This window comes from Neisseria sp. P0009.S007, from assembly GCF_051962515.1.
Genome location: NZ_JBQCVF010000056.1, coordinates 5,289 through 12,619 on the forward strand (window position 1 = coordinate 5,289; position 7,331 = coordinate 12,619).

Below are 7,331 nucleotides of genomic sequence, written 5' to 3' on the forward strand. Positions count from 1 at the left end.
GCGCAACTCCACTTCGGCGGCGGCACGCCGACATTCCTAAGCGACGACCAACTCGAACGCGTCTTCGAAATGATCCGCAAATACTTCCAGCTCATCCCCAACGGCGAATACTCCATCGAAATCGACCCGCGCAAAGTCAGCCGCAAAACCGTCCTCAAACTGGGCAAACTCGGTTTCAACCGCATGAGTGTCGGCATTCAAGACTTCGATCCTAAAGTGCAGGCAGCCGTCAACCGTATCCAAAGTTACGAAGAAACCAAAGAAGTCATCGATGCCGCCCGCGAAGCAGGGTTCAAATCCGTCAGTGTCGATTTGATTTACGGCCTGCCGCACCAAAACACCGAAAGCATCAAAACCACCATCGACACGGTCTTGTCGCTTGACCCTGACCGCCTCGCCCTCTACCACTACGCCCACCTGCCGCATATCTTCAAACCGCAACGCCGTATCGACACCAATGTCGTTCCCGGCAGCGAAGAAAAACTCGATATGCTGCAATATTGCGTCCAAACCCTGACTGAGCGCGGCTACGTTTTCATTGGCATGGACCACTTTGCCAAACCTGACGACGAACTCTCCATCGCCCTCAAAGAAGGCTTCCTGCAACGCAACTTCCAAGGCTACTCAACCTATGCCGACTGCGATTTGGTAGCGATCGGCGTGTCCTCTATCGGCAAAATCGGCAGCACCTACTCCCAAAACGAGCGCGACATCGATGCCTATTACGCCGCTCTTGATGCCGGACATCTGCCGATTATGCGCGGCTACCAGCTTGATCAAGACGATATCCTGCGCCGCAACATTATTCAGGATTTAATGTGCCGCTTCTCGCTTGATTATCAAATTTACGAAAGCGTGTTCGGCATTCCGTTTAGCCGCTATTTTGCAGCCGAACTGGAAGATATGAAGCAACTTGAAACCCTCGGCCTGGTCCGTCTCAAACCGCACAGCCTGACCGTGACACCGAAGGGCCGTTTCCTGATCCGCAACATCGCCATGGTGTTCGACTACCATTTGCGCCATAAAGAAACCAAAGCCAAATACTCGCAAACCGTATAAACAGGAATGGAAAAGGTCGTCTAAAAATTTTCAGACGACCTTTGTTTTTATTTTCAATACTTTCGGGTAACATAAAACCATATTTTCCGCTTTATCAGAATTCAAAGTTAATTTGTATAGGCGCGTATCCTATGGTTACCGAACAGCAAAACGATATCCTCAGCATCAATCAAGTACAGCTTCTCCTTGCAGAAAAACGCACGGCACTTGCTATCATGCGTACGGGCATTGCCGTTTTCGCACTCCCTTTGTCTATTTTCAGTGCGCTGATTGCGACATCGAAATGGTACGAGGCCGTTGATGTTTGGCCTTTGCTCGTACTGGTCAGTCTGATGAACATCAGCTTGATTATTTTCTCGGTCTATCTAATTACCCGCTCGCTCCGTAGAATGCACCAATATGACCAGCTGATTGCCGATATCAAATACAACAATCAGTCTTTGCGCAAACTGATTAAGTCATAAAATGCAGATAGTTGGGGCTACACATAGGTCGTCTGAAAATCAAAATATAGCGGAACTCCAAATATGTATTAAAACATGATTCTGCCAAACATACCGTAATTATTCTTGGTGACGTTACTGTACACTTTGCTCCCCCATTTGAATCGATACGATACCATTGAAGTAATTGGGATTAAAATGAACAACAAATATAAAGAATGGATAAAAATCATACTGCTCCCTCATTTAATAACGGCTATTTTTTTAGGGCCAGCAATAATTGTTTTTTGGTCAGGTGGATTTATCGGTCTCTATTCTGTTATAAACGTGTTCAGTGAATTAGGATCGCTTAAATATTATATTTATATTGGAATTCCTTTAATTTTTATAATGTTCTTACTTGGGTTTTATTGGAGAAATCTGAAAATAGGGAAGATACTGACTTCTTCTGCGATATATTTATGGTTTCTCTTAGGTTTTTTATGCCTAGGGTGGCAGATATAAACTTATTGAAATGATCAACTCAATTGGATATTAGGAACCCTGCTGGATACACCGATCGTGTGTAGACAAATACGAATGCAGTCTGCAATTTTGGTTTGTCCAGTCTCTTGTCTCAAACGCTTTTAAAATATGGAACAACCTGATTTTTTCCCCATCCCCAGTCCCTGCATCGGCGTTTGTGAAGCCAATGCCAAAGGCTATTGCAAAGGCTGCCTGCGCAGCCGGGAAGAGCGCTTGTACTGGCTCCAGATGACCGACAGCCAAAAGCATCAAGTCATGCACCTTCTATCCCTCAGGAAAGCCAAAATCCGCAACCGCAAAATGGAAAAAACCGAAACGGGCGAACATCCGGTTCAAAACCTGCTCGATTTCTAAATTGCCCTTGCCTACCGCACACCACAATAAGGAAAAACATGAAAAAACTGCTTGCCTGCCTGCTTGTGCCATTGACTGCCCTCGCCCTGGGCGCCTGCAAACCCGCCGCGATCTCACCCGACAACAAACCTGCCGAACTTAACTGGCAGCAGCCTAAACTGACCAGCAATGTTTGGAAAATCAGCAAAGAAGGCCAACCCGATTCCTACCTGCTCGGCACCATCCACATGGGACGAACCAATCAAACTTTGTCTTCCGATGCGGTCAAACTGTTGCAATCCACCAACCAACTGACCACAGAAATTGACCCACTGCCGGACAGCAGTCCGGAAACGAAAAAAATGTATCAAAAATACTTCAAAGAAGTCATGAGTACCGAACCGCTTAGCCGCAAGCTTGGCAAAACAGATTTCCGTCTTTTACAAGAAATCTATTCAAAAAATGAAGAAAGCCGACCCATCACCAGAATTGCCGACAAACTCCACCCGTGGGCAGCATTGGTTTTTGCCGGCAGCGCATTTCCCCAAGGATATAGCGCAGAAACCGGTGCAGATATGTTGCTGACCAACGCAGCAGTCAATATCAACAAACCGCGTAGTTCATTAGAAAGCTTGGACGAAGTTTCCGCAATCTTCAAAGCACAGCCTGAAGAAACCATGCTCAACTTTCTGAAAGCCAGCATTAAAACCAATAAAGAAGAAACCGAAGATATCAAAAAACTCCATCAAGCCTATTCAGAAGGCCGCTTTGAAGAACTCATCCCACTTTTGGAAGAAACCGAACAGTGCACCCTCAAACGTGTTGATGCTAAACACGCCAAAGCCATGTCCGATTGGCTGAAAAACGACCTCCTGATCCGCCGTAACTTGGCATGGCTACCTGAAATCCGCAAGCAATCGGCCAAACAAAGCACCCTCTTTGCTGTCGGCATTGCCCATTTACCCAGCGGAAAAGGCTTAATCGAACTATTGCGTCAAGAAGGCTATCAAGTAACGCCCGAACCCAAAGTTCTGATTTGGCAATAAACTCCAATCCAACAACAAGGCCGTCTGAAAGTCTTTCTTTCAGACGGCCTTTATTTAATCTCTATTAAATGAAGCGGTAAGCAGCGTTAAGCGTAACAATCAATCGCCCAATGCAGCTACCATCACCGCTTTAATCGTGTGCATCCGGTTTTCTGCCTGATCAAACACAATGCTGGCTTCGCTTTCGAAAACTTCTTCCGTTACTTCCACACCATTCAGACCGAATGTCTCATAAATCCATTCACCGACTTTGGTTTCACGATTATGGAAAGCAGGCAGGCAATGCATAAACTTGACTTGCGGATTTTCCGCCGCCGCCATCAATTCAGGCGTAACTCGGTAATCTTTCAGCAAATCGATACGTTCCTGCCACGCCTCTTTAGGCTCACCCATGCTGACCCACACATCGGTATGGATAAAATCCACGCCTTTTACGGCTTCTTTCACATTCTCCGTCAACAGAATCCGTCCGCCGGTCTCTTTGGCAACAGCCTGCACCGTCTCGATAATGTTTTCAGACGGCCACAAACTTTTCGGCGCACCGATACGCACGTCCATGCCCAGTTTCGCAGCCAACACCAGCAACGAATTGGCCATGTTGTAACGCGCATCGCCGACATAGGCAAACGCAATTTGGTTCAAAGGCTTGTCGCTATGCTCGCGCATCGTCAGCGCATCAGCAAGCATTTGAGTCGGGTGGAACTCGTTGGTCAAACCATTGAACACAGGCACGCCTGCATACTTGGCCAGCTCTTCCACCACATCCTGCCCAAAGCCGCGATATTCGATACCGTCAAACATCCGCCCTAAAACGCGCGCCGTATCCTTAATACTTTCCTTATGCCCAATTTGGCTGGCAGACGGCTCCAGATAAGTTACCCCTGCCCCTTGATCACGCGCAGCCACTTCAAACGCGCAACGGGTGCGGGTTGATGTTTTCTCGAAAATCAGGGCAATGTTTTTTCCCTGCATCCGCTGCACCTCGCGCCCTGCTTTTTTAGCAGCTTTCAATTCGGCGGCAAGGTCGAGATAGGTGGTGATTTCTTCCGGCGTAAAATCCAAAAGTTTTAAAAAATGGCGGTTTTTCAGGCTCATGTCTTATTTCTCTTTTTTCTAGCGTGGGCGTTGCCCAACATTTTTCTCCATGCAGATTTTTCCGGGCTTCCCCGACCTTCTGCTACTCAATTTTTCAGCGTGCGAAGCCTGCCCCTAATGCAGATCCTCTCAAAACAAGGCCGTCTGAACCTCGCCTCTCTCCAAGGCAAGCAACGATTGTTTGCGGTTCAAACCGCCTGCGTAGCCGGTCAGTTTGCCGTCACTACCGATAACACGGTGGCAGGGAATCAGGATAGACACCTTGTTCTGCCCGTTTGCAGCGGCAACGGCGCGGACGGCTCTAGGATTACCCAACTGTTGCGCCTGCTTCTTGTAGCTGCGCGTTTCGCCGTAAGGAATAGTCAGCAGCGCATTCCACACCTGCTGCTGAAAGGCTGTACCTATCGTTTCCAAAGGCGTCGCAAAAACTTTTAGACGGCCTTGGAAGTATAAATCCAATTCTTGACGCAAAAGTTGCGTTTGCTCATTTTCTTGGAAAATAAACTGTCCGTTCAAAGCTTTTTGGACAGCCATGATTTCCTGTTCCATATGTTTCTGCCCGACAAATTCCAGCAGACACAAACCCTTGCTGCCGAACACCGCCAACATCTCGCCCAACGGCGTGGCAACCGCGGCCGCAGTCAGTTCGTTCGGACTATCAGGATAACGCGTTTCCAACAGTCGGATAGCTCGGCGGATACGGACATATTCTTCAGGCGCACAACCGATACAGTCAATAAAATCCTGCTCAAACTGCTTGGCTTCGTGTTCGGTAAGACGCTCGTGCAGTAAGGCTTCGAGAGTAGCGGGAAAGTCAGTTTCCAACTGCTCTCGGATTTCATTCCACTTTGATGGAAGCTCGTTTAAAGAAGGCAGAGTAATCATATTTTGCCTTGTTCAATTATCGATAACTTAAGAGAAAACCGAAAGAGCAAAAGAATCGTATCGCCCTATCGTTTTTCAAAGCCTACGGTACGGCCTTTTCACTTCAACAGGCGTTTCAACATACCTTCATACACCGCCGACAACTTCGGAATATCTTCCAAACGTACGTTTTCGTTGATTTGGTGGATGGTCGCGTTAGACGGGCCTAATTCGATGAGCTCTTTCGCAATGGCTTTGATGAAGCGTCCGTCCGAAGTGCCGCCGGTGGTGGACAATTCAGCCTCAACGCCACAAATCTCGGCAATGGCTTCGCGTGCCACATCGGTCAGTTTTCCTGCCTGTGTCAGGAAAGGTTGGCCTGAGCAAGACCACTGCAAATCGTATTGCACGCCGTGTTTATCCAAAATGGTATGAACGCGTTGTTTCAGCCCTTCTTCAGTAGACTCGGTAGAGAAACGGAAATTGAATTTGACGTTTAGCTCGCCCGGAATCACATTGGTCGCGCCTGTGCCGCCGTTAATATTGGAAATTTGGAAACTGGTCGGCGGGAAGTATTCGTTGCCCTCGTCCCAGACTTCCTGCGTCAGCTCCAGCAAGGCCGGGGCAAAAGTATGCACGGGATTGATTGCCAAATGCGGATAGGCAATATGGCCTTGCTTGCCTTTGATGGTCAGATTGCCCGACAACGAGCCGCGTCGGCCGTTTTTCAACATATCGCCCAATTTATCCACGGCAGTCGGTTCGCCGACGATACAGTAATCAATCAATTCGCCACGCGCTTTCAATACATCGACAACTTTGGTTGTGCCATCCAGCGCATCGCCCTCTTCGTCTGAAGTAATCAGGAGCGCGATACTGCCTTGATGATCGGGATATTCGGCAACGAAACGCTCACAGGCGGTAACGAAGCAGGCAATGCTGGTTTTCATGTCCGCCGCGCCGCGGCCATACAGACGGTCTTCACGCTCGGTCGGTTCAAACGGAGGCGAATCCCATTTTTCAACAGGACCTGTCGGCACAACGTCGGTATGTCCGGCAAAGCAGAACACCGGAGCCTGAGTACCGCGGCGCAACCAAATGTTTTTGGTGTCGCCGAAATGAAGCTCTTCTACGGCAAAACCGATTTTTTGCAGGCGTTCGGCCAGCAGTTGTTGGCAGTTTTGGTCATCCGGCGTAACGGACGGGCGGGAAATCAGCTCTTTGGCAAGCTCTAGGGATTGGGTTTCGGTCATATTTGCTCACTTTGAGAAACAGGCCGTCTGAAACGTTCTGAATATGATTTTCAGACGGCCTTGAGTTTATTTGAAGATACTGAATGGGCAGTTTCCCTTTCTGCATCCTGATTTATTTTCCATGACAAGCTTCATACAGCGGCAGTAAGTCTTCCACTGTTTCCACTATCCATTTCGCGACATCCTGCTTGCCCAAATCATCGCGTTCGATGTGTTTGCCGATACAGAAGAAATCTTTATCGTCTCGAAGCTTTCTATCGCCGTCGCTTTGTTGGGCAACGGTACGATAATCGTCATATTCGCTTTCCGCACCGTGCCACATATCGAAGGAAGCGTATTTTTCAGTATCAAAATTATCCAGCCAGCGGTTGTAATCAGGCAGCGCAATGGGAGAAACATCGGCTTTATAGCAATGCCAGTCCAAGCTGACGCTCAAACGGCGGCGATTCAGCAAAATCGATAAAATCGCTGCGGAATTTTTATATTGTTCGTATTTGAAATAGGCAAAAAAATGGGCGCGGACCTGCCAGCCGTTACACCAGCGTTCGATATGCGGCGGCGCAAACGGTGCACCCAATTCGGCGGCAACCTGCTGGATTAGCTGCTGCCATACCTGCCAGTTTTCTTTATAGTCTGCCTTGATTTGCGGAATGCTTTCAGGCTGGTATTTTTTAAGCTGGGAAAACTGGAAAAAAGGGATATTGAACAAATCG

Annotated in this window: 8 protein-coding genes; 4 read left to right on the plus strand and 4 right to left on the minus strand. The window is 48.2% G+C overall.

Annotated elements, in window-relative coordinates:
- From hemN to ACTHS3_RS06890, 4 genes are all read left to right on the plus strand, one after another.
- A partial coding sequence (gene hemN / locus ACTHS3_RS06875; RefSeq protein WP_440367496.1) for an oxygen-independent coproporphyrinogen III oxidase occupies positions 1 to 1,059 on the plus strand: 1,059 nt, incomplete at its 5' end.
- Positions 1,060 to 1,190: 131 nt separating this feature from the next.
- Complete coding sequence (locus tag ACTHS3_RS06880; RefSeq protein WP_004519629.1) at positions 1,191 to 1,523, plus strand: hypothetical protein; 333 nt, start codon at positions 1,191 to 1,193, stop codon at positions 1,521 to 1,523.
- 612 nt (positions 1,524 to 2,135) lie between these two features.
- Complete coding sequence (locus tag ACTHS3_RS06885; protein ID WP_004519627.1) at positions 2,136 to 2,381, plus strand: DUF1289 domain-containing protein; 246 nt, start codon at positions 2,136 to 2,138, stop codon at positions 2,379 to 2,381.
- Positions 2,382 to 2,419: 38 nt separating this feature from the next.
- Positions 2,420 to 3,406, plus strand: a complete 987-nt coding sequence (locus ACTHS3_RS06890; protein ID WP_004519626.1) for a TraB/GumN family protein — start codon at positions 2,420 to 2,422, stop codon at positions 3,404 to 3,406.
- 99 nt (positions 3,407 to 3,505) lie between these two features.
- Here the strand turns inward: ACTHS3_RS06890 and argF are convergent, their stop codons facing one another.
- From argF to ACTHS3_RS06910, 4 genes are all read right to left on the minus strand, one after another.
- Positions 3,506 to 4,501: an ornithine carbamoyltransferase gene (argF, locus tag ACTHS3_RS06895; RefSeq protein WP_107737777.1), complete on the minus strand. Its 996-nt coding sequence runs from the start codon at positions 4,499 to 4,501 to the stop codon at positions 3,506 to 3,508.
- A gap of 129 nt (positions 4,502 to 4,630) precedes the next feature.
- Positions 4,631 to 5,386, minus strand: coding sequence for a methylated-DNA--[protein]-cysteine S-methyltransferase (locus ACTHS3_RS06900; RefSeq protein ID WP_070625121.1), 756 nt, complete (start codon positions 5,384 to 5,386; stop codon positions 4,631 to 4,633).
- 98 nt (positions 5,387 to 5,484) lie between these two features.
- Entirely contained in the window at positions 5,485 to 6,618 is a 1,134-nt protein-coding gene (gene dapE / locus ACTHS3_RS06905; RefSeq protein ID WP_004519622.1) for a succinyl-diaminopimelate desuccinylase, read from the minus strand.
- Between the two features lie 112 nt (positions 6,619 to 6,730).
- On the minus strand, positions 6,731 to 7,331 hold a 601-nt coding region (locus ACTHS3_RS06910), incomplete at its 5' end, for a glucose-6-phosphate 1-dehydrogenase family protein (RefSeq protein ID WP_440367499.1).

Coding starts and splice junctions, on each gene's coding strand:
- argF (WP_107737777.1), bottom strand. CDS start 4,501: ATGAGCCTGAAAAACCGCCATTTTTTAAAACTTTTGGATTTTACGCCG.
- ACTHS3_RS06885 (WP_004519627.1), top strand. CDS start 2,136: ATGGAACAACCTGATTTTTTCCCCATCCCCAGTCCCTGCATCGGCGTT.
- ACTHS3_RS06880 (WP_004519629.1), top strand. CDS start 1,191: ATGGTTACCGAACAGCAAAACGATATCCTCAGCATCAATCAAGTACAG.
- dapE (WP_004519622.1), bottom strand. CDS start 6,618: ATGACCGAAACCCAATCCCTAGAGCTTGCCAAAGAGCTGATTTCCCGC.
- ACTHS3_RS06900 (WP_070625121.1), bottom strand. CDS start 5,386: ATGATTACTCTGCCTTCTTTAAACGAGCTTCCATCAAAGTGGAATGAA.
- ACTHS3_RS06890 (WP_004519626.1), top strand. CDS start 2,420: ATGAAAAAACTGCTTGCCTGCCTGCTTGTGCCATTGACTGCCCTCGCC.